This window comes from Mycobacterium ulcerans subsp. shinshuense (assembly GCF_002355775.1).
In the GTDB taxonomy this organism is placed as follows: domain Bacteria; phylum Actinomycetota; class Actinomycetes; order Mycobacteriales; family Mycobacteriaceae; genus Mycobacterium; species Mycobacterium marinum.
This window is the reverse complement of the sequence record NZ_AP017624.1, coordinates 5,107,525-5,128,689: the sequence shown is the minus strand read 5'-3', so window position 1 is coordinate 5,128,689 and position 21,165 is coordinate 5,107,525. Positions and strand designations below refer to the sequence as shown.

14 protein-coding genes and 3 pseudogenes are annotated in these 21,165 nt (G+C 65.1%); 9 read left to right on the top strand and 8 right to left on the bottom strand.

What is annotated here, in order from left to right; genetic code table 11:
* Positions 1 to 63: 63 nt before the first annotated feature.
* The 3 genes and pseudogenes from SHTP_RS30765 to SHTP_RS22885 form a co-directional block, all read right to left on the bottom strand.
* Positions 64 to 777, bottom strand: a pseudogene (locus tag SHTP_RS30765) (pentapeptide repeat-containing protein); the annotation flags it as partial.
* A 131-nt stretch (positions 778 to 908) separates the two neighbouring features.
* Positions 909 to 5,189, bottom strand: a complete 4,281-nt coding sequence (locus SHTP_RS30760; protein WP_420866628.1) for a PPE domain-containing protein — start codon at positions 5,187 to 5,189, stop codon at positions 909 to 911.
* Between the two features lie 30 nt (positions 5,190 to 5,219).
* Positions 5,220 to 6,422: an ISAs1-like element IS2404/ISMul1 family transposase gene (locus SHTP_RS22885; protein ID WP_420873041.1), complete on the bottom strand. Its 1,203-nt coding sequence runs from the start codon at positions 6,420 to 6,422 to the stop codon at positions 5,220 to 5,222.
* A gap of 962 nt (positions 6,423 to 7,384) precedes the next feature.
* Between SHTP_RS22885 and SHTP_RS22875 the strand changes: the two genes are divergently transcribed.
* Positions 7,385 to 7,684, top strand: a complete 300-nt coding sequence (locus tag SHTP_RS22875) for a hypothetical protein (protein WP_096371871.1) — start codon at positions 7,385 to 7,387, stop codon at positions 7,682 to 7,684.
* Positions 7,685 to 7,771: 87 nt separating this feature from the next.
* Here the strand turns inward: SHTP_RS22875 and SHTP_RS22870 are convergent.
* Together SHTP_RS22870 and SHTP_RS22865 are read right to left on the bottom strand one after the other, a co-directional pair.
* Positions 7,772 to 8,660, bottom strand: a pseudogene (locus SHTP_RS22870) (aldose 1-epimerase).
* Positions 8,661 to 8,734: 74 nt separating this feature from the next.
* Positions 8,735 to 9,916, bottom strand: coding sequence for an FAD-binding oxidoreductase (locus SHTP_RS22865; protein WP_096371870.1), 1,182 nt, complete (start codon positions 9,914 to 9,916; stop codon positions 8,735 to 8,737).
* Between the two features lie 326 nt (positions 9,917 to 10,242).
* Between SHTP_RS22865 and clpB the strand changes: the two genes are divergently transcribed.
* Positions 10,243 to 12,789, top strand: a complete 2,547-nt coding sequence (gene clpB / locus SHTP_RS22860) for an ATP-dependent chaperone ClpB (RefSeq protein WP_096371869.1) — start codon at positions 10,243 to 10,245, stop codon at positions 12,787 to 12,789.
* Here clpB and SHTP_RS22855 read toward each other — a convergent pair.
* Positions 12,786 to 13,658 carry an enoyl-CoA hydratase/isomerase family protein gene (locus SHTP_RS22855; RefSeq protein ID WP_231991667.1) on the bottom strand — a complete coding sequence of 291 codons (873 nt, stop codon included), beginning with the start codon at positions 13,656 to 13,658 and terminating at the stop codon, positions 12,786 to 12,788. The genes clpB and SHTP_RS22855 overlap by 4 nt on opposite strands.
* Positions 13,659 to 13,974: 316 nt before the next feature.
* On the opposite strand from SHTP_RS22855, the gene ttfA reads away from it, so the two are divergent.
* From ttfA to SHTP_RS22830, 5 genes are read left to right on the top strand one after another with little or no spacing between them, the layout of a single operon-like run.
* Positions 13,975 to 14,829, top strand: coding sequence for a trehalose monomycolate transport factor TtfA (gene ttfA / locus SHTP_RS22850; RefSeq protein WP_096371867.1), 855 nt, complete (start codon positions 13,975 to 13,977; stop codon positions 14,827 to 14,829).
* Between the two features lie 44 nt (positions 14,830 to 14,873).
* On the top strand, positions 14,874 to 15,647 hold the full coding sequence (locus SHTP_RS22845; protein WP_096371866.1) for an SDR family NAD(P)-dependent oxidoreductase: 774 nt from the start codon (positions 14,874 to 14,876) through the stop codon (positions 15,645 to 15,647).
* Positions 15,634 to 16,173: an orotate phosphoribosyltransferase gene (pyrE, locus tag SHTP_RS22840; protein ID WP_015354348.1), complete on the top strand. Its 540-nt coding sequence runs from the start codon at positions 15,634 to 15,636 to the stop codon at positions 16,171 to 16,173. The genes SHTP_RS22845 and pyrE overlap by 14 nt, the downstream gene beginning before the upstream one ends.
* A 10-nt stretch (positions 16,174 to 16,183) precedes the next feature.
* Entirely contained in the window at positions 16,184 to 17,077 is an 894-nt protein-coding gene (locus SHTP_RS22835; protein WP_096371865.1) for a hypothetical protein, read from the top strand.
* Positions 17,074 to 17,718, top strand: a complete 645-nt coding sequence (locus SHTP_RS22830) for a TrmH family RNA methyltransferase (RefSeq protein ID WP_096371864.1) — start codon at positions 17,074 to 17,076, stop codon at positions 17,716 to 17,718. The genes SHTP_RS22835 and SHTP_RS22830 overlap by 4 nt, the downstream gene beginning before the upstream one ends.
* 108 nt (positions 17,719 to 17,826) lie before the next feature.
* Here SHTP_RS22830 and secE2 read toward each other — a convergent pair whose 3' ends face one another.
* Both secE2 and SHTP_RS22820 read right to left on the bottom strand, forming a co-directional pair.
* Positions 17,827 to 18,042, bottom strand: a complete 216-nt coding sequence (gene secE2 / locus SHTP_RS22825) for a calcium dodecin (protein ID WP_012392611.1) — start codon at positions 18,040 to 18,042, stop codon at positions 17,827 to 17,829.
* Between the two features lie 17 nt (positions 18,043 to 18,059).
* Positions 18,060 to 19,025 (bottom strand): LysR family transcriptional regulator, encoded by a 966-nt coding sequence (locus tag SHTP_RS22820; protein WP_096371863.1) that lies wholly within the window; start codon positions 19,023 to 19,025, stop codon positions 18,060 to 18,062.
* Positions 19,026 to 19,049: 24 nt separating this feature from the next.
* Between SHTP_RS22820 and SHTP_RS22815 the strand changes: the two genes are divergently transcribed.
* The gene (locus SHTP_RS22815; protein ID WP_172900589.1) at positions 19,050 to 20,213 is read left to right on the top strand and encodes an XdhC family protein; all 1,164 of its coding nucleotides are present in this window, start codon (positions 19,050 to 19,052) and stop codon (positions 20,211 to 20,213) included.
* A gap of 60 nt (positions 20,214 to 20,273) precedes the next feature.
* Positions 20,274 to 21,164, top strand: a pseudogene (locus SHTP_RS22810) (FAD binding domain-containing protein).
* Position 21,165 lies beyond the last annotated feature (1 nt).

Genomic DNA, 21,165 nt, shown 5'->3' with positions numbered 1-21,165 from the left:
GGTGAATCCGTCGACGGTGAAGACCCCGAGTGTGCCGGTGATGGGGATGTCGAGGTAGACCGGCACATCCAGGTTCAGTGGGATCGCGGTGTCGGGAATGGTGATCGCGTAATCGATGCCCCACAGGCCCTGATAGTCGCCCCGCCACAACAAGCCGTTGCTGTAGTTGCCCGAGATGAATGCGCCGGTGTTGACGTCGCCGGAGTTGGCAAAACCAGTGTTGTAGTTGCCCGGGTTGCCGATTCCGGTGTTGACGTTGCCCGCATTCCACAATCCGGTGTTGATCTGACCCGAGTTGAAGACGCCCGTATTGGTGACGCCGGTGTTGCCGATGCCCCAGTTTGCGTTGCCGGAGTTGAAGATTCCGGTGTTGTTGGTGCCGGAGTTGAAGATTCCGGTGTTGTTGGTGCCGGAGTTGAACAGTCCGGTGTTGCCGGTGCCGGAGTTCAGGCCGCCACCAAAATTGAAGCCCTGCTGGTTGTCGCCGGTGAGCCCGATACCGATGTTGTTGTTGCCGCTGTTGGCAAGGCCCTGATTGAAGCCGCCCGCGTTGCCGAATTCGACGTTGTAGTCGCCGAGGTTGGACGAGCCGATGTTGTAGCCACCCAGGTTCGCCGAGCCGACGTTGAAGTTGCCGAGGTTGGCCAAGCCGAGATTGTTGAATCCGCTGTTGCCAAGGCCCAGGTTCTCGTCGCCAAGGTTGGCGAAGCCGAGATTGAAGTCGCCGGTGTTGCCGAAGCCCACGTTGGCCTGGCCGATGTCGGCCAGTCCCAAACTGAAGGTTGACATTCCAGACGCCTGGTCGACGAAGATGCCCGCGAGGGTAGTGCCGATGTTCGACACGCCCGAGACATTGGCGGGTGTCCCGATGCCGGTATTGAACAGGCCGGAGACGGTGTCGCCGATGTTCAGCAGACCCGATTGCAGCGAGCCGACGTTCTTGAAGCCCGATACTGCCGAGGTCCCGAAGTTCTGGAAGCCGGAGATGTCGCCGCCGAAATTCGCGATCCCCGATACCGTTCCGGTGCCGCCGTTGAAGAAACCCATGACGGGCTGCTGGTGGAGTTGAACAAGCCGGTGACCGCCGGGATGTCGAAGATGGTCCAGTCGACGGGGCCGAGACTGGCGGTGGCGGGGATCGACACCACCGTCGTCCCCTTGGGGTCGCCGATGTTGAACGAAATCGCCGGACCGGTGGCCGTGATCGGGGCAAGGGTGACGGAGTCGATCGTTCCGGTCAAGACAGGTAGCGGCCCAATCGCGACGGTAAAACCGAAGTTGATGTCCTCCATCGTTATTCCGCTGTACAGCGTGTTGGTGAAGTTGGCGGTGAGCGGGATGTTGATGGGGGCGCTGGCGTCGACATGCGCTGGAATCTCCGGAACATGGATGACATAGCTGGCGCTCACCTGGCCCTGCTGGTCGCCGCGCCAGGCGAAGCCGTTGCCCATGTCACCACTGATCAGCAGGCCGGTATCGATGTTGCTAGCGTTGGCAAAGCCGGTGCTGTAGTTGCCCGTGTTGTACCAGCCCGTGTTGTAGTCGCCCCGGTTGGCGGCGCCGGTGTTGACGTCACCCGTGTTGAGCCAGCCGGTGTTGTAGTCACCCACATTGGCGATACCGGTGTTGACCATCCCGGTGTTGAACAGGCCCGTATTGGTGCTGCCGGCATTGCCGAATCCGGTGTTGAGGCTGCCGCTGTTGCCGATACCCGAGTTTCCGGTTCCGGAGTTTCCGATACCGACGTTGTTGGTGCCCGAGTTGAACAACCCGATGTTGCCGCTACCCGAGTTCAACCCGCCGGCGAAATTCACGCCCCGCTGGCCAGCACCGGTAAGGCCGATGCCGATGTTGCCGTTGCCGGTGTTGCCGAAGCCGAAGTTGCCGTTGCTGGTGCTGCCGAAGCCGATGTTGTTGTCGCCGGTGTTGCCGAAGCCGATGTTGTTGAACGCGTCCGTCAGCCGCGCTCCGGCGTTTGCGAACCCGATGTTGCCGCTGCCGATGTTCCCGCTGCCGAGGTTGTCGGAGCCGACGTTGCCGAATCCGAAGTTCGCGCTACCGATGTTTGCGCTGCCCACATTGAAGTCGCCGACGTTTCCGCTGCTCACGTTGAGGTGGCCCAGGTCGGCAAGGCCCAGATTCAAGATTGTTCCGTTGGCGTCGCGAAGCACACCCGCCAGGTCGGTGCCGACGTTGAATAGACCCGAAAGATTGGCTGGTGCAGCGAGGTTCGCCGTACTGGTGTTGTAGAAGCCCGACAGTGTGTTGCCCAGGTTCGCCCAGCCTGATGCCAGCGAGCCGAAGTTTTGCACGCCCGAGTTTCCGGCCGCCGCCACCCCGCTGTTCCACAGGCCCGAACTGGCGGCGCCAAAGTTGGCGAAGCCGGAGTTGCCTCCGGTGCCGGAGTTGAAAAAGCCTGACGACGGGCCGGCGGTGGTGTTTCCGAAGCCGGGCGCTGCCGGGATGTCCAGGAAGGTGATCGTGCGGCTTTCGACGGCGCCGACGATACTGATCGGTATGTTCGTGCTCGGTCCACCGAGGGCGATTGTCACGGTGGGAATCGTCAGGGTGGAGGTGCCGAGGTTGATCGGTCCCAGGAAGAACAGGCCGCCCAGATAGTAGGTCCTGGGGAAGACCGATCCAGCCTCGCTGACTTGTATCGTGTTGCCGCCCAGCGTGTATACCTGATTCACCGGCACGATCGACTGCACATCGATGGGAATGTGCGGAGTGGTGACCGATAGGTTGATCGCGATCTGACCTTGGTTGTCGCTGGTCACGAAGAAGCCGTTGTTGTAGTTCCCGGTGTCGAAGAAGCCGGTGTTGACGTTCCCGGGGTTGTAGGAGCCCGTGTTGGTGTCACCGGCGTTGAAGTTGCCCGTGTTCGCACTACCCGCATCGAAGCTGCCGGTGTTGGTGCTGCCCACGTTGAAGCCACCGGTGTTGTAGCTGCCGTTGTTGTAGAGGCCGGTGTTGGCCGCTCCGACGTTGTGCAGGCCCGTGTTGTACTGGCCGGCGTTACCGATACCGGTGTTCGCGGTGCCGGGATTCTCCAGGCCCCAGTTCGCAACGCCCGCATTGAGCAGGCCCGTGTTCCCGCTGCCCGAATTTCCGATCCCGATGTTTCCGCTGCCCGAGTTGAACAGGCCGACGTTGTCGGTTCCCGAGTTGAACAAGCCCGCGTTGCCGATGCCGGAGTTCAGTGCGCCGATTCCGATCTGGCCGTCACCGGTCAGTCCGATGCCGATGTTCCCGTTGCCGGTGTTGGCGAACCCGGTGTTGTTGCTGCCGGTGTTGGCCAGACCTTGGTTGTAGCTGCCGGCGTTGCCGAAGCCGGTGTTGTAGTCACCGAGGTTTCCGAATCCGACGTTGTAGCTACCGAGGCTTGCCGAACCGATGTTGTAACTGCCGATATTGGCCGAGCCGAGGTTGAGGCTGCCGATGTTGCCGCTGCCGAAATTCGTTCCGCCGAAGTTTCCGCTGCCCAAGTTGAGGCTGCCGATGTTGCCGCTGCCGAAGATGTTGTAACTGCCGGCATTGCCGCTGCCGAAGATGTTGTAGTCGCCGACGTTGCCGTTTCCGCCGATGTTGAAGTTGCCAACGTTGGCATGGGCCAATATGTTTCCGACGCCGTCGTTGGCGAAGCCGATGTTGACCAGTGTTGGGCCAAGCAGGAATCCGGCTAGGCTGCTACCGGTGTTCAAGACACAGGAGATGTAGGCCGGCGTCGTTATGGGCACCAGGCTCGAGTTGAGCAAACCGGATATGGTGTTGCCCGAGTTCACCAGACCTGACTGCAGCACGCCGGTGTTGGCGAAACCCGAGTTGCCGACGGGCCCCGAGGAATCGTTGAAGAAGCCAGAGTTGTTGGCGCCGGAGTTGAAGAACCCTGAGGCGCTACCTTCGCCACTGTTGAAGAAACCCGAGGAGGGGACGGTGGTCGAGTTCCCAAAACCGGGCTCTCCGAAGATCAGACCCTGGTTGTCGCCGCGCCAGAGGAAGCCGTTGTTGTAGTCGCCGGTGTCGACATTGCCGAAGTTCGCAACGCCGGTGTTGTAGTCGCCGCGATTCAGGTAACCCGTGTTGTAGCTACCCGTGTTGAAACCGCCGGTGTTGGCATCGCCAGGGTTGAAGCCACCGGTGTTGTAGCTGCCCACGTTGCCGATGCCGGTGTTGGCGACGCCGGCATTGAAGAAGCCGGTGTTGGCGTCACCCGAGTTGCCGATGCCGGTGTTGTAGCTGTTGCCGGAGTTCCCGATTCCCCAGTTGCCGGTTCCCGAGTTCCCAATACCGAAATTGCCGGTGCCCGAGTTGAACAACCCGATGTTGCCGCTGCCCGAGTTCAGGCCGCCGAACCCGAATTGGCCGGTGCCGGTGAGTCCGATGCCGCGGTTGTTGTCGCCGGTGTTGCCGAAGCCGATGTTGTTGTTGCCGGTGTTGCCGAAGCCAATATTGTTGCTACCGGTATTCCCGAAGCCGATGTTGTTGAGGGCCGCTGTCAGTGCGGGCCCCGAGTTTCCGAAACCAATGTTGCCGCTGCCGATGTTGGAGCTGCCGACATTTTCCGAGCCGAGGTTTCCCGAGCCGAGGTTGTAGTCGCCGACATTTCCATTACCGAAGTTGCGGAAGCCGACGTTTGCAAAGCCCAGGTTGGCGGTGACGACCGACCCGGCGGCCTGCAGCGGGAATGGTGTCAACGCCGCGGCGATCGATTCCGCTCCGGAACGGTAGCCAAACATCGCGGCAACGTCTTGGGCCCACATCTGCTCATAGGCGGCCTCAGCGGCGGCGATCGCGGGGGCATTCTGCCCCAATAGGTTAGAGACCACCAGGGATACGAATTGGGAGCGGTTGGCGGAGATCGCGGCTGGGTGCACCGTCGCGGCCAGCGCCGCCTCGAATGCGGCCGCAGCCAATCGGACTTGCGTCGCGGCTTGCCCGGCCTGAGCTGCCGCGGTAGTCAGCCACTTCAGGTACGGCGCCGCCGCACTCGCCATCGCTGCCGACGCCGCACCCTGCCAGCCGCCGCTCACCAGATCGGTGGTTACCGACGAGAACGCCGAGGCGGCCGAGCCCAGCTCACCAGCCAGACCCTGCCAGGCATTGGCCGCCTCCAGCATCGGTCCCAGCCCGGCGCCGATGGTCAAGCGCGCCGAGTTGATCTCCGGCGGCAGCACCGCGAAATTCATCACCCGTCCCCAGGGCTCCGGCGTTGTTGATTAGCAGGCTTGTGAGCTGGGGAATTGTGGATTGAGGAGGTCTAGGCGGCGGTTGGCGGTCAAAGCAGTGATCCGGCAGGCTTCGGCGATGTTGTCGGCGCCGTTGAGGCGGTGCAGATTGATCGCGGTGTTGCGTAGCGTTGCTAGGACCTGTGCGCCGTTTCCGGTATGTGCCCTTTGACGGTCTTCGTCGAAGGTGACGTCGCGTATCCAGTGCAGGCTGTTCTCGATTCCCCAGTGTTGACGCATCCAGGTCATGATCGCGGTAGGGCGGGCGTGCTCGAACGGCAGGCTGCAGATGGCATAGACCACCTCCACGCTGCGCTGGTCGGTGGCGGTGATCAAGCGTTCACGAGTGATCCGGATGATTTGTTTTGCGTAGGGGAAGCCGATTCCTCGTGCAGCGGTGATGATTTGCAGGGTGCGGGTCTCGACACGGCCGTGGCCGCGGGAGTCATCGGTAGCGGCTGCGGGCACCTCGGCCCAGGGCAGCGCGGTGATACGCGCAAGTATTTTGGCTTGGTTGGACTTGACGATCATCAGGTAGTGCGACTTCAAGGTGGCGCAGATCAACTTCGCGGTGACGACCTGGGTATGCATCGCATCCACGGTGACCAGCCACCGCAAGCTACCCGGCAGCAGCGTGAGCAGGGCACGTACGCAGGGAATTTCATTGCTTTTCTCGGCGACAGCGAGTTGACCGAGCACCAATCGGGCACGGTGGGCGAACACCGACACGAGATGCGTGGCTGTCGCTTTGGCGCGTAAAGCACCACGCAGCATCTTGCCGTCCAACGCGATCGGCACCAATCCACTGGGGTCGCTGCTGGCCACGTGTGCAGTGAAGTAACTGCCCATCCTGGCGTTGAGGTCGGCGGGGTCTAGCCGAGACAAAACAGCGCGGAAGGTCTTCTCACTGGGCCGCCGGAACCGGACCCCTAATTGGGCCAACACATCATCGGGAGCGGTGGCCGCCCATGTGGCAAAACCAGCATAGCCGCGCATCCCCGCGGCAGTGGCCAGAACCGCGATCGCCAACAAAGCCATCAGCGAATACCTCCGACCGCGTGGGCCCCTCGGGTCTGGCACCGAGGCCAACACATCGAAAAACTCCGATCCGATGAGCCCGCTGCGCTCACCAGGACTCCAGCGGTCGAACACCTCTGGAACCGACGACACAGGCAATACTGAAACGATAGGCACGGGCAACTCCAGACCAACGACGAACAGTAACCAACTCGATCGTTCTCCAGATAGCCCGTGCCTACACTCCGGCCCCAATAGCGCGGCACCAAAGATCATCAACCCAGCTCACAAGCCTGCTAATCAACAACGCCGGAGCCCTGCACCCGTCCCTAACTCAGATCCTTAACTCGAACCGTTTGACCGGTACGTGCAGTGGCGCTACGGCATCCGCACGACCTCCCTGAGTCCGGTGCCGACAGCAGCAAGATTATTCAGTTGCGCACGGCGAAAAAGCCACTGATTTGCTCAAAAAAATCTGGGTTTCTTAATCCCGCCGGATTCGACTGGAGTGCCGTCGGCATGCTCCAGGGTTTGGGGCAAACACGCGACGTTGACATGCGCGTTGTGCGCACCTATCGCCGAGCGAAATTCATCCAGGTATAAATGAAACTGTCAAAAATGTCGTCGAACGAGGCAAATTCGAGCACCGCAAGTGTGAACGGCTTTCGGTGTTGGCTACGGGCCTGGCGCGCGCGGGCCCGCCATCGTTGCGCGTGAGGTTCATGCCCCAGCAACCAGCGGCACCGCGCGGGCTCGAACGAGGGCGCGTTGTGCGCCGAGTCGCCCCAGGCCGGCGAACGGACCGCCATTGCGTCGGCGATGGGGATGCTCCCGGTCGGTCGTGCGGGTGGAGGTAGCCGCGTCATTCAAGCGACTGGATCAGCCAAAATATTCGTCAGTATCGGCGCCGAATGGTGCAGTGCCCCATGGCTCCAGGGCGCCGGTACTCGAAGCTGGTTCTAGAACAATGCTCTAATCGGTAGGTGTTGGGCGCGCTGTGCCACGCGACCGTGGGCGGTCCGCGCACCCCCGCGTGACGGTTCGTGTCGGGTGGTCGCAGGTATCGCCTGGCCAGGTGATCTGGCCGCTGACGACGGCGCCTGCATCGGTCCCGTCACGCGCATTGTCAGGGCTCGGAAATGTTGGAGATCGGGCCGCCCGCCGAGCGCGGCGGATTGGGGAGTGTGGTGCGGCCAGCCCGAATCGAGGGGGCCGAGTTCTGCGCGGCTGCCCTGTTCATTTCGGCGCCGTGGGCTTTGGTCAATATCGGCAACCGCGCCGTATCCGAGTGGCCAACGGTGATGCGCGTAGATATCCGGAGTGATACTAAATGGGCTGTGCGGCAGGAAACGGAAACATCAACCCGGTATTGCGGCTTTTGTGAAAACAAGCTGTGTTGGCGGATATTGATGGACGGCGAAATATGCGAGCCGCGGTGATCGGTTGTTGCACCCAGCGCCCAATTTCGGCCGCGCTCTCGATATCCGCCGCCGCGGGGCGAAACCAGACTAGGCGACTTGTTCTGGCTAGACGTGGATTGAGAACACCGCGATCGCCGACTCGCCAATCGGCGCACAACGGTAGCCGCCGCGCCGGAGCGCGTCGGGGGGGGGGCATCGGTTCGAAGCAGATCACGTCCTCGGCGATCGGCGCGAAGATCTGCGCCGCGGGATACCCCTGTTCGAAGTGGACCTCCAGGCGGCGCCCGCCACCGGACGCGGCGAACACCGCTCCCTCGGTCACCTGGTCATAGCCGTCGTCAAAGGTGCCCTCGCCCAGGGGCGCTGTCTTCGCCGGCCGGTGGTCCGACTCGCCGGTGGGCAGTCCGCGCTGGTCGAGGCAGAGCTGCTGCAGCGGGGGTGTCTCGATGACCCACTCGGTGCGGGGCACACCCGGCAACTGCAGATACGGGTGGAAGCCGAAGCACAACGGCACGGCCGTGTCACCGGTTGGGGTCACCGTGGTGCGCAGTGTCAGCACCCGTTCGGCCAGCCGCGCCGTCAACGACAGCGCGTGCGGATACGGAAAGCTGGCCAGCAGCACCGGGTCGGCCCCGAAGTCCAGCTCTGCGGTGAGCTCGTTGCCCGACTGAGCCGTGACCCGCCAGCCGGGATAGGCGGCCAGGACCCCATGGATCGGCAAGCCGGCGGGGTCCACCCGAACCCCGTTTGCGCCGGGGTTCAGTGTTACCTCCTTGCCTTCGGCGTCATATGTGTTCTCGCCCAGTCGATTTGCCCAGGGGTACAGAATCGGTATTCCCATTGTCTTGCCCGCGGCAAGGTAGCCGTCCAGGCCGCGCCGTTGGCCGAGCAGTTGCACTCCGGCGTCGGTCAGCGAGGTGCCGATCATTCCAGTCGCGGGCACGAACTGTGCTTCCACCGATGACAACGGGTCGCGCAGAGTTGCGGCATGCACGCCGGCCAGACTAGCGTGCGTGCCCCGCTGCGGTGGCTGAGCGCGGGGCCTTTCCTGGTAGTCGTGGCTTGCCGCTAGGGCAGTGGATCATGCTGGATGCGTTCGCGCGGAGCGCCTTTGGCGATCAGTGCGGCCTTGGTGGTGCGAACCATGGCCGGCCCGCCGCAGATCAGGATTTGCCGATCGCCCCAGTTGCCGTAGTTGGTGACCACTTCGGCCAGCCGGCCGGTCTGGCGCACGTGCAGGCCGCGCGGCGGTGATACATCGGGATAGTCGGTGGCCCAGGACGGGTCGAGTTTGTATTCGGCGACTGGAGAAACCGAAAGCCACGGGTTGTGCGCCGCAACCTGCCAAAGCGTGCGCAGGTCATAGAGTTCGCAGAAGTAGCGCGCGCCGAAAAACAGGTGCACTCGTGGATTCTCGACAAAGCGGCCCATATCCAAAATCAGCGCCCGCAACGGGGCCAGACCGGTGCTGCCGGCGACCATGAGCACGTCACCGCCGGTGCGGTCGACGTGCAAGCCGCCGTGCGGGCTCGCCAAGCGCCACCGGTCGCCGGTCCGAGTTTCGTTGACCATCGCGGTGCTGACCAGCCCGCCGGGTACCACGCGGACATGGAATTCGATCCGCCCTTCGAGGTCGGCCGGAATGGCGGGGCTGAGGTAACGCCAGCGACGCGGACACTGCGGGACTTGGACATTGACGTATTGGCCGGGGTGGTAGGGCATTGGGTGGTCCAGTTGCAGCCTGATCACCGCCAGATCGCGCGACGCCGGGATGTGCTCGATTACCGTTGCGTCCGACCACGCGGGTCCGTCCTCGGAATCGGCCGCGCCGCTCATCACCCCGACGATCAGATTGAGAGATTGCTCAGCGGCGCGCGCGACCGAATCGGTCCAGGAACTGCCGAGATGACTGCGCAACGTGGTCTGCAGGGCGCGCCGCAACGTCTCGTATTGAGTTGGCTGCACACCGTATTTGCGGTGATCCCGGCCGAGCTGTGCCAGGAAGGCAATCGGCTCCTCGGCGCACTGTGCGACGAGCTCGCTGTACACCCAGTGCAGCGCACGTGTGAAAGCTGCGCGCTGGCCGCTCATTTCGGGTGGGAACAAGTCGCGCACCGAACTGTCCAGGGAGAACCAGTTGGTGTAGAAGCTGCGGACGAGTTCGCTGGATTGCGTTTTGTGGTCTAAGTCGGGTTGCGGTGCGAAGGCGTCCCGCAGCACCCGCAGCGCGTCTCGGTCCTCAAGGCCCACGGACCACGATTCTAGGCTTGCCGGGACGCACCGGGGATCGCGATTGGGCTACTGGCGCGCGGTGCACGGCCCAAGGTGGTCCGCGGTGCCGCTGGAACTCGCAGCTAGTCGCCGATGAGAGATGGTCATGCGGGGCCCACCCGACCCCGCGCCGCCATGCCCGCCGGGGTTGCCGAGCTATTTGCCGGGCGCTGGCCGGTAGGTCGGACCCGCCCTGGATTACCGGCAGACAAAAAAGCTAGAGTTGAGCGGAACAGACTCAACCTTGACGGCGTTGCACAACCCGAGAACCATTTTTTCAGATACTTACCCCGAACGGAGCTGTCGTGGATTCTTTCAACCCGACCACCAAGACGCAGGCGGCCCTGACGTCGGCTCTGCAGGCGGCTTCGGCTGCCGGCAATCCCGAAATTCGGCCGGCGCATCTGCTGATGGCCCTGTTGACGCAGGCCGATGGCATAGCCGCGCCGCTGCTCGAGGCCGTTGGCGTCGACCCCGCCACCATCCGCACCGAGGCGCAGCGCCTAGTTGACCGGTTGCCGCAGGCCAGTGGGGCCAGCACGCAGCCGCAGTTATCCCGCGAGTCACTGGCCGCCATCACCACCGCCCAGCAACTGGCTACCGAGATGGACGACGAGTACGTCTCCACCGAGCACGTGCTGGTCGGGCTGGCCACCGGCGACTCCGAGGTCGCCAAGCTATTGACCGGGCACGGAGCCTCGCCGCAGGCTCTGCGCGAGGCGTTCGTCAAGGTACGCGGTAGCGCCCGGGTGACCAGCCCCGAACCGGAAGCGACGTACCAGGCGCTGGAGAAATACTCGACCGACCTGACCGCGCGGGCCCGTGAAGGAAAGCTCGACCCGGTGATCGGGCGAGACAACGAGATTCGCCGCGTGGTTCAGGTCCTGTCGCGGCGCACCAAGAACAACCCGGTGCTCATCGGTGAACCCGGCGTCGGCAAGACCGCGATCGTGGAGGGTCTGGCCCAGCGCATCGTGGCCGGCGACGTCCCAGAGAGTCTGCGTGACAAGACGATCGTCGCGCTGGACCTCGGCTCGATGGTGGCCGGCTCGAAGTACCGGGGTGAATTCGAGGAGCGGCTCAAGGCCGTCCTCGACGACATCAAGAACTCGGCCGGGCAGATCATCACCTTCATCGACGAGCTGCACACCATCGTCGGTGCCGGCGCGACCGGTGAAGGTGCGATGGACGCCGGCAACATGATCAAGCCCATGCTGGCCCGCGGCGAGCTCCGGTTGGTCGGTGCCACCACGCTCGACGAGTACCGCAAGCACATCGAGAAGGACGCCGCACTGGAACGCCGCTTCCAGCAGGTGTACGTCGGTGAGCCCTCGGCGGAGGACACCATCGGCATTCTGCGCGGACTCAAGGACCGCTACGAGGTGCACCATGGCGTCCGGATCACCGACTCCGCGCTGGTGGCCGCCGCGACGCTGTCCGACCGCTACATCACCGCGCGGTTCCTGCCGGACAAGGCCATCGACCTCGTTGACGAGGCTGCCAGCCGGCTGCGGATGGAAATCGATTCGCGCCCCGTCGAGATCGACGAGGTCGAGCGGCTGGTGCGCCGGCTGGAGATCGAAGAAATGGCGCTGTCCAAGGAAGAGGACGACGCCTCCAAAGATCGGCTGGAAAAGCTGCGCGCCGAGCTGGCCGACAAGAAAGAAGAGCTGGCAGAACTCACGACCAGATGGCAGAACGAGAAGAACTCCATCGAGATCGTCCGCGAGCTCAAAGAGCAGTTGGACGCCCTGCGTGGGGAATCCGAGCGCGCTGAGCGCGATGGTGACCTGGCCAAGGCAGCCGAGCTGCGCTACGGGCGCATACCGGAGATGGAGAAGAAGCTCGACGCTGCCGTGCCGCACGCGCAAGCCCGAGAGCAGATGATGCTCAAGGAAGAGGTCGGTCCCGACGACATCGCCGAGGTGGTGTCGGCATGGACCGGCATTCCCGCCGGACGCATGCTCGAAGGCGAGACGGCCAAGCTGCTGCGAATGGAAGACGAGCTGGGCCACCGCGTCATCGGGCAGAAGAAGGCAGTGCAGGCCGTCTCTGACGCCGTGCGGCGCTCTCGGGCCGGGGTCGCCGACCCCAACCGGCCGACCGGCTCGTTCATGTTCCTCGGCCCCACCGGTGTCGGCAAGACCGAGCTGGCCAAGGCGCTGGCGGAGTTCTTGTTCGACGACGAGCGCGCGATGGTGCGCATCGACATGAGCGAGTACGGCGAGAAGCACTCGGTGGCCCGCCTCGTCGGGGCCCCTCCCGGCTACATCGGTTACGACCAGGGCGGTCAGCTGACCGAGGCGGTGCGGCGGCGTCCCTACACGATGATCCTGTTCGACGAGATCGAGAAGGCCCACCCGGACGTGTTCGACGTGCTGCTGCAGGTTCTCGACGAGGGCCGGCTGACCGACGGGCAGGGCCGTACGGTCGACTTCCGCAACACCATCCTGATCTTGACGTCCAACCTCGGGTCGGGCGGCACCCCGGACCAGGTGATGGCGGCGGTGCGGGCGGCCTTCAAGCCGGAGTTCATCAACCGGCTCGACGATGTGCTGATCTTCGACGCCCTCAACCCCGACGAACTGGTGCAGATCGTCGACATCCAGCTCCAACAGCTGGACAAACGGCTGGCCCAGCGTCGTCTGCAACTCGAGGTGTCGCTGCCGGCCAAGGAATGGCTGGCGCAGCGCGGATTCGACCCCGTGTACGGCGCCCGCCCGTTGCGCCGGTTGGTGCAACAGGCGATCGGCGACCAGTTGGCCAAGATGCTGCTGGCCGGTCAGGTGCACGACGGCGACACGGTGCCGGTCAATGTCAGCGCCGACGGCGAGTCGCTGGTCCTCGGTTAAGTCGCAGGAGGTTTCGGGGCGGCGCCCAGCTCGAATTCTCGGGTCTGGGCGCCGGCCTCGATGACCGCCTGCAATCGCCGGCGGGTGTCCGGCAGCGCGAGCGTTTCGCGTAAGAGCTGATCCTCGATGCGCAGACCGGTAGTCAGATCTGTTCGCGGGTCCAGTGCGACGTCCACGGCGCGCTTGGCCGCCGCGATGGCGTCTTCGGGATACGACGCGATGCGCCCGGCGAGCTTGTCGACGAATCGCCACAGCTCCTCGCCCGGCAGCGCCCGATTGACATACCCCCAGGCCTGGGCCGTCGCAGCGTCGATGTCCCGGCATCCGAGGATCACCTCGAGCGCCCGTGCACGGCCGACCAGGTGCGGTAGCCGTTGGGTGCCGCCGCCCCCGGGGATGATGCCCACCGACACCTCGGGGTGGCCCAGCACCGTCGTGCCCAGCGCGGCGTAGCGCATGTCGAACGCCATCGCGAACTCGCAGCCGTCGCCGCGGCACGCGCCCTCGATGACGGCGATCGTGGCCTTGGGCAGGCCGCGCAACGCTTGCATGGCGGCATTGAATCGCGACAGCTCGTCATGGCGGGCGGTGTCGTCGGCCGGCAAGTCACTGATTAGCGAGACATCGGCGTGCGCGATGAAGAATTCCGGATCGGCCGAGTCGACGATCAACACCCGCACCTCGTTGTCGGCCGCGACTTGGTTGGTGAGGATTTCGATTTCGGTCAGCAGGTCAACGTCTAAGAGGTTGACCGGCGGGTGGTCGATGGTGGCCCGGCAAATCCCGTCGGCGCTGACGACTCGTAAGAGCCGGAAATCCTGGTGCATCCCTAGGCCTCCGAGAAATTCACGTACCGCCGATATTGCCATCGCCGTGCTGTCTGGCCATTACTGCGGCAAAGAGTTCGCCCATTGCGTCACCCGGGGAGCCCCTGCCGGCGTCGCGCACCAGGCCAAACTCCCGTCGCCGCGCACGCCGCCTTGCGATTCATCGCAAGGCGACAAACCTCACATCGGCTCACCCAAGGCTCACATCAGCGCACCGCAACGGGTGTCCAACCCGGCACATCAAACCCGAAAAGGCGGGTTACCGGGTGGGGGGCAGGCCGGGGTATAAAGTCCTGTGATTGGGTTGTGACCTGCTCGGATTATTTACTGGGTCTGCAGAGCAGATAGGCTGTGCGGAATGATCCCGCTTTGGTTCACGCTCTCCGCACTGTGCTTCGTCAGTGCGGTGGTGCTGTTATACGTCGACATCGATCGACGCCGCGGGCGCAGCAGACGTCGTAAGTCTTGGGCGCGGTCGCACGGATTTGACTACGAGCGCGAGTCGACCGACATTCTGCAGCGCTGGACGCGCGGCGTGATGTCCACGGTCGGCGAAGTCCCGGCCAAGAACGTGGTGCTTGGTCAGATTCGGGGCGAGGCCGTGTACATCTTCGATCTCGAGGAAGTCGCCACGGTGATCGCGCTGCACCGCAAGGTGGGCACCAACGTCGTGGTTGACCTGCGGCTCAAGGGCCTGAAGGAGCCGCGCGAGAGCGACATCTGGCTGCTCGGCGCGATCGGGCCGCGGATGGTGTATTCCACCAATCTCGATGCCGCCCGGCGGGCCTGCGACCGGCGCATGGTGACCTTCGCGCACACCGCTCCGGACTGTGCCGAAATCATGTGGAACGAGCAGAACTGGACGCTGGTCAGCATGCCAATCGCCAGCTCGCGCGCGCAGTGGGACGAGGGGCTGCGCACCGTGCGCCAGTTCAACGACCTGTTGCGGGTATTGCCGCCGCTGCCGCAGGAGAGCCCACAAGAGGCCGAGGAGTCCGAGCCGGCCCAAAGCGGGAACCGCTCTTTGACTCCGTCCCGCCGCCCCGAGCTGCCGCCGCGGCGTGCTCAGGTCGATCCCGCGGCCGGCTTGTTGCCCGACGCGTCGCGCCGCACCCCCGAGTCGATGCGTCGCGAGGAGGGCCGTTCCGAGGGCTCCCGGCGGCCACCGCTGGGGGGCCGTAACGGCCAGCAGGCCACGAAGTACCAGCGCTAATAGCGCGCCGGGGACGCCAGCACCCGGTCAGTAGACTGACGCTCATGCCACGCCCCGTTGCGTTGATCACCGGGCCGACGTCCGGGATAGGCGCCGGCTATGCGCGCCGCTACGCCCAAGACGGTTACGACCTGATACTGGTTGCCCGCGACGTCGACCGGTTGACGCAATTAGCGGTCGAGCTCGAGGACGATGCCGGCAACGTGGAGATACTGCCTGCCGATCTCGCCGACGCGGCCGGTCGCGACAAAGTCGCCGAGCGGCTCTCCCGTGGAGTCCGGGTGTTGGTGAACAATGCCGGGTTCGCCACCTCCGGGGAGTTCTGGGAAACCGAGCCCGCCGCTTTACAGGCACAGCTCGATGTCAACGTGACCGCGGTGATGCAGCTGACCCGGGCGGCGCTGCCGCCCATGCTGGCCGCCGGTGCGGGCACGGTGATCAACATCGCCAGCGTTGCCGGGCTGCTCTCCGGGCGGGGGTCTACCTATTCCGCGTCCAAGGCCTGGGTCATCTCGTTCAGCGAAGGGCTCTCCACCGGGCTGGAGGGCACCGGCGTGGGCGTGCACGCCGTCTGCCCGGGCTATGTCCATACCGAATTTCACGCCCGGGCCGGTATCGACATGACCAAGTTGCCGTCGTTCATGTGGCTCGACGTTGACGATGTGATCCAGGAAAGCCTGGCCGACATCGCCGACGGCAAGGTGATCAGCATTCCGGGTGTGCAGTACAAGGCGCTGGTCGGTGCCGGACGAATGATTCCCCGAGGCCTGCTACGGGCCGTGATGAAACGAGTAGGTGGTGGTCGTGGCCGTACGTGAGCGTGAAGAGCTTGCCGAGCTGGTGCGCCAGCTGGCGGTCGTGCACGGCCGTGTCACGCTGTCGTCGGGGAAGGAAGCCGACTACTACGTCGACCTTCGCCGCGCGACGCTGCACCATCGGGCGGCGGCGCTGGTCGGCAGCCTGATGCGCGAACTGACCCAGGACTGGGACTATGCGGTCGTCGGGGGTCTGACCCTGGGGGCCGACCCGGTGGCGACCGCAATGATGCACGCACCGGGCCGCCCGATCGACGCCTTCGTGGTCCGTAAGGCCGCGAAAGTGCATGGCATGCAACGACTTATCGAAGGGTCCGAGGTATCGGGCAAGCAAGTGCTGGTGGTCGAAGACACCAGCACCACCGGCAATTCGGCGCTGACGGCGGTGCATGCCGTTCAAGATGCCGGAGGCGAGGTCATCGGCGTGGCCACCGTGGTGGACCGGGCCACCGGCGCGGCCGAGGCGATCCAAGCCGAAGGACTGCCGTACCGCAGTGTGCTGGGCCTTGCCGATCTGGGGCTGGGCTAGGCCGCCTGCCGTGCGTTTCCTGATTGCGCTGGCCATCGCTTTGTCCTGCTTGGTGGCCTGCTCGCGATCGGAGCCCGATCTGGTCTACGGCGCCCAGCGCGCGCGGTTCGGCCAGGCGCTGCCGGTGCTGGGCTGGAACATGCGGGTGTCGAATTTGCGCTGGTCGGGGGACTACGTACTGGTCAATGTCGACGCATCGCCGACCCAGCAGGACACACCCCACGCCAAACCCGAGGATGTTCGCTACGGCCTCTACGGAGCGCTATCGCACCCGATGGAGGCCAACGGCCTGGGCAGCTGCGACGACGCGATGACCAAGGTGCGCGACATTGGCTCGCCGCTCTCGGGGGCACAGGATCGGCTCCATGGGACGGTGTGTCTGGGCCCGCTCACCGATCGCAGCGCGGTCCGCGGTGTCTACGCGTATTCACCTCATGACCGGATCGCCAAGACCGCGGCCGCCTATCCGGCTGCCTTTCCGGTGGGAATGCTGCCGACCAACCAAAACGACACCGGTCTTACGGTCAAGACCACCAGCCTGTCGGCATGGCGTGCGGACGGTACGCCGCTGACCAAGGCGCAGCTCGGCGACCCGGCGGCCTTCACCGGCAACGGGTTCATGCTGCTCGGCTTGCAGGTGGACGCCCTGGCGGCCCGCTATCGCGACGACTCCGCCGCCCGCGGCGGTCCGATGATGTTGCTCACCTCGCCGACGCTGCCCGGCCGGGGGCTCAGCCCGTCTTGTGCGGTCTACGGTTCCTCGGTGCTGATCCTGCCGGACGCATCGATGGACGCGGTGCAGGTCAACGCGTCGCTGTGCACGCAAGGCGAAATCAACGACGCGCTGCTGTATGCCACGGTGGCGGTGGTGGGTACGCATGCCGCGGTGTGGACGTCGCGATGAGCGAACCTGGTCCCACCGAATGGGGGGCGTCGGCCGCCGGTGTCGGCCCGTGGCCGGGTGAACACCCGGACGACCCGAGATACGACCCGGACCTGCTGCGCGACGGCGATGCCCGCAATGTCGTCGATGCCTACCGGTATTGGACGCGCGAGGCGATCGTTGCCGACATCGACAAGCGGCGGCACCCGCTACACATCGCGATCGAGAACTTCGGCCACGATGCCAACATCGGCTCGGTGGTGCGTACCGCCAACGCGTTTGCGGTGGACACCGTGCACATCGTGGGGCGTCGGCGCTGGAACCGGCGCGGCGCCATGGTGACCGATCGCTACCAGCGGTTGCGCCACCATGACAGCATTGCGGAGTTGCTGGAGTTCGCCGTGGGGGCCGGGTTGACCGTGGTGGCGGTGGACAACGTGCCCGGAGCGGCGCGACTCGAAGAGACCATGCTGCCGCGGGATTGCCTGTTGGTGTTCGGCCAGGAAGGGCCCGGCATCACCGACGACACCCGGGTCGGGGCCGTGGTCACCGTGTCGATCGCCCAGTTTGGCTCAACACGCAGCATTAACGCCGGAGTTGCGGCAGGGATCGCGATGCACGCCTGGATCCGCCAGCACGGAGACCTCTCACACGCCTGGTGAGTGACTCGACGCTGCGCTGACGGCTTCGAGTGTGCGCCGGCGGCGAGCATTTCGTGATTCCACCGCCCCCGGCGCACTGTCAAGGCCCAGGACGCGCATTCGGCGGGATCAGCGCGGTTGCGAAGGCCTCATCTTGAACGAGATCTCGAGCTTGATGCGATAAGTGATCTTCCCGCTGGAATCCACCGCCATGTCCTGCTCGATGACCCGGGCTACGCGGATGTCATCGACGCTTTCCCGCGCTCGCTGCACCGCTTCGGCCGCGGCCTGCTCCCATGACGTGGGGCTGGTCCCGATGATGTCGATCACCTTGTACACGCTCATGGGGGTAAAGCGTATAGCTAACTCCACAGCGTGACGTGCACCTTCGGCCGGAACCGCGTCACACCGACCCCGCTGCCCCGGATCATGGCTTGAATGCACCTCGGCGTGGTGATGAAGCGGACCAGCTCAGACACCGCGGGTTGACGTGCGGCCGGCGGCAGGGTCGCCACGCACCACTCACCCGCCTTGTCCAGCCCCGGACTCGTCACGTGCACCAGCCGCCCCGCGGCAAGGTCCTTGGCGACCGCAAATCCGATGGTCAGCGTCGCGCCACCAACGCGCATCACCTCTTCCAGCGCGGCGGCGTCGCTCTGGAAGATGCGCTGCTGTGACTCCGGAATCGCCAAGTCGCGCAACATGGTTGCGATCTCACCGGCCACGCTTCCCGCCGGTGGGCCAAACATCCACTGTTGCTGGCGCAGCAGGGAGGGCGTTGGAATCCCCACGGCCAGTGGGCTGTTGGGTGCCACGACGGTGATGATCTGGTACTTCAGGAATGGCCGCACGAACAACGAGGTGTCCGAACCGATCGAACTCTCGCTGGCCGGGCCGATCGCAATGTCCACCGCCCGCGAGCAGATCAGATCGCGGAATTGGCTGGTGGGATGCACGCTCAACTCGACGGAGAGGTCGTCGGCTCGCGACGAGAACAGCTCGATCAGCCCCGGCGCCGTGTGCTCGGCGAAAGTGCTGGACGCCGCGATGCGCAACAACCGGCGGCCATGAGCCGCCTCGGTGACCTCGATCGCCGTTTGCTGCTGCAGCCCCAGGATCTCCACCGCGCGACTGGCCAGCCGCAGGCCGCCAGGAGTGAACGCCAGCCCCGCGCCGGTCCTGGTGAACAGCGGGTCGTCGAGTTCTTTGCGCAATGCCGCGACGTGCATCGAGACGCCGGCATCCGAGAGGCCGAGTTCGGTGGCGGCAGCCCGCACCGAGCCCAAGCGCACCACCGCCGAATAGGCCCGAAGTTGAGCCGGGGTCACGAGTTTGAGCTTACTTTGGGATGTGTGCGGGATGTGCTTACCGACCTGATAACGATCTGGCGCGCGGGTGACACGGCCGGCCTGGCCACGGCGGTTCGCACATTGCGCTCGGCGCCCCGGCCTCCGGGCGCGTCGATGGTGGTGGCGCCGGATGGTTCGGTGAGCGGCTCGGTGTCGGGTGGCTGTGTGGAGGGCGCGGTATACGAGAGCGCCGGCGAGGTGACGCGCACCGGCATACCGAGGCTGGAGCGCTACGGTGTCAGCGACGACGACGCGTTCGCGGTGGGCCTGACGTGCGGCGGCATCATCGACATCTTCATCGAAGCCGTCTCGCCGGCGACGTTTCCCGAGCTGGTCGCGGTGGCCGAGGATATCGCGGCCCATGTGCCGGTCGCTGTCGCCACCGTCATCGCGCACCCGGACCCGCAGTGGGTAGGCCGCCGGCTGGTGGTCCGGACCGACCCCAGCAGGCCGACGGCGGGATCGCTGGGATCGGTGCGTGCCGACGCTGCGGTCACCGATGATGCGCGGGGTCTGCTCGCCCTGGGGCGTAGCGAAATCCTCAAGCACGGGCCCGACGGGCAGCGGCGCGGCGAAGGGACGGAGATCTTCGTATCCAGCTTCGCGCCGCGCCCGCGGATGCTGGTGTTCGGTGCCATCGACTTCGCCGCGGCGCTGGCCCGGCAGGGTTCGTTTCTTGGCTATCGGGTTACCGTCTGCGACGCCCGCGCGGTGTTCGCGACGCGGGCGCGCTTCCCGACGGCCGACGAGGTTGTCGTCGAATGGCCCAGCCGGTATCTCGCCGCCGAGGTGCAGGCGGGTGCCATCGACGAACGCGCGGTGATCTGCGTGCTCACTCATGATCCGAAGTTCGATGTCCCGGTGCTTGAGGTAGCGCTGCGCCTGCCCCGGATCGGCTACATCGGGGCGATGGGATCACGCCAAACCCATGACGATCGGATGAGCCGGCTGCGCGCGGCGGGGCTGACCGACGCCGAGCTGAGCCAGTTGTCCAGCCCGATCGGCCTGGATCTGGGAGCCCGCACCCCAGAGGAGACCGCGGTCTCGATCGCGGCCGACATCATCGCCCGGCGTTGGGGCGGCGGTGGCCGCCCGTTGGCCGAGACATCGGGGCGCATCCACCGAGATCTGCAGGTCGCAGACGATTTCGAAGCAAGTGCGGGCTAAGTTCAACGATTACTTAATTCGATATTGACGGCCATTTCGGGCGGGGTCGACACTTTCGACATGCAAGTACCTGGGCCTTCGAATACGAGCGTGCGACCAGCGTCGATCACGCCATCGGACTATTGGACCGGTTGGGGGAGGGGGCGCGCCTCGTCGCCGGCGGCCACAGCCTGCTGCCGATGATGAAGCTGCGGATCGCAAACCCCGAGTACCTGGTCGATATCAATGACCTGGCGCCAGAGCTGGGGTACCTGATCACCGATCCGACGCTAGTGCGCATCGGGGCGATGGCCCGTCATCGCGAGATCCTCGAGTCCGAGGCGCTGGCGGCGGTGTGCCCGATCTTCCGCGACGCCGAGCGGGTGATCGCCGACCCGGTGGTGCGCAATCGCGGCACCCTGGGGGGTTCGCTGTGTCAGGCCGACCCGGCCGAGGACCTGTCGACGGTCTGCACCGTGCTGGACGCGGTGTGCCTGGCCCGCGGGTCCTCGGGGGAGCGTGAGATCGCCATCGACGAATTCCAGGCCGGGCCCTACGAGACCACCCTGGCCCCGAGCGAGATGCTGGTCGAGGTTCGCATCCCGGTCCGGCACAACACGTCCAGCGCCTACGCGAAGGTGGAGCGGCGGGTCGGTGATTGGGCGGTGACGGCGGCCGGGGCGGCCGTCACGCTGAACAACGACACCATTACCGCCGCCCGGGTCCGGATTGACCGCGGTCAATCCGGACCCGGCCGCGCTGGCCGAACTCGCGGCGGCGCTGGTTGGTCGGCCGGCCAATGAAGACACGTTCGCCGAAGCGGGCCGCCGTGCCGGGCAGGCATGCGAGCCGGTCACCGACATCCGTGGCACCGCCGACTACAAGCGGCATCTGGCCGCGGAACTGACCATTCGAACCCTGCGCAGCGCCGTCGGGCGAGTGCGCAACCAGCCGGCACCGGAAGGGAACTAAT